This is a genomic window from Paenibacillus sp. NRS-1782, from assembly GCF_050467685.1.
Taxonomy (GTDB): Bacteria; Bacillota; Bacilli; order Paenibacillales; family Paenibacillaceae; genus Paenibacillus; species Paenibacillus terrae_A.
Genome location: NZ_JBITPH010000124.1, coordinates 1 through 790 on the forward strand (window position 1 = coordinate 1; position 790 = coordinate 790).

Annotated in this window: 1 protein-coding gene; it reads right to left on the reverse strand. The window is 53.0% G+C overall.

What is annotated here, in order from left to right:
• Nucleotides 1-366: 366 nt before the first annotated feature.
• On the reverse strand, nucleotides 367-790 hold a 424-nt coding region (locus ACIFQM_RS24980; protein WP_430044606.1), incomplete at its 5' end, for a transposase.

Consider the following 790-nt stretch of genomic DNA (forward strand, 5'->3'; position numbering starts at 1 on the left):
TTGGTGACGCACTCATTCTTCGATTTTCAGCCATTGACAGGTCGATAATTGGAGAAGTCATGTAAGGATGTCATTATTTTCTGACAGAGCCGGTGGCGGGAATAGAGATTGGGGCATTTTCCCCAACCCACAGATCCGTTCTATGATCGCACCTTGGATATCCACACTGTCTCTTGACGGCTTACCCTCCCATATCACGCCGGGTCGCTGCCCTTACATTCCTTCGTTCGGCCTTTCAAGAGGTGGACGCCGTTTCTTGCTCCTTTACGGGGTCGTTGCCCTTATGGAATTGATTCCTGCGGCTGCTCCGTGCTTCCGTTGTCTTGACTTATTTCCTTCCGGTGAGAAACTGAGTTTTGGCTTTTCTTAAGCTGCCTTCTGTAGCTGGGCCTGTCGTACTGGCCCTAAAACGTCGTTTGCATCATACGGGATTTGCTGGGTGCCGAGCGTGTGCAGCACGCGGATGAGTTTCCCGCACAAGGCCACTAAAGACTGCTTTTTCTTCAGCGGATTTTGACCTCGCGTCGTGAAGTACTGGTGCAGTGCTTTAAACTCGGCGTTCTTGGCTACCATCGGCATGACCGCCCGGAACAGCAACGCCCGAAGCCGTGCGCGTCCACGTTTGGTTATGCTGGTTTTGCCTTTTTTCTTTCCTGAACTGTTCTCCTTGAGATTTAGTCCAGCCAGTCGAATGATCTGCTGCCCATGCTCGTAGCCGCTCAGATCACCCACTTCCGCCAGGAATCCTGCCAAGGTGACCACGGCCACGCCCGGCACGGTGAGCATCTCT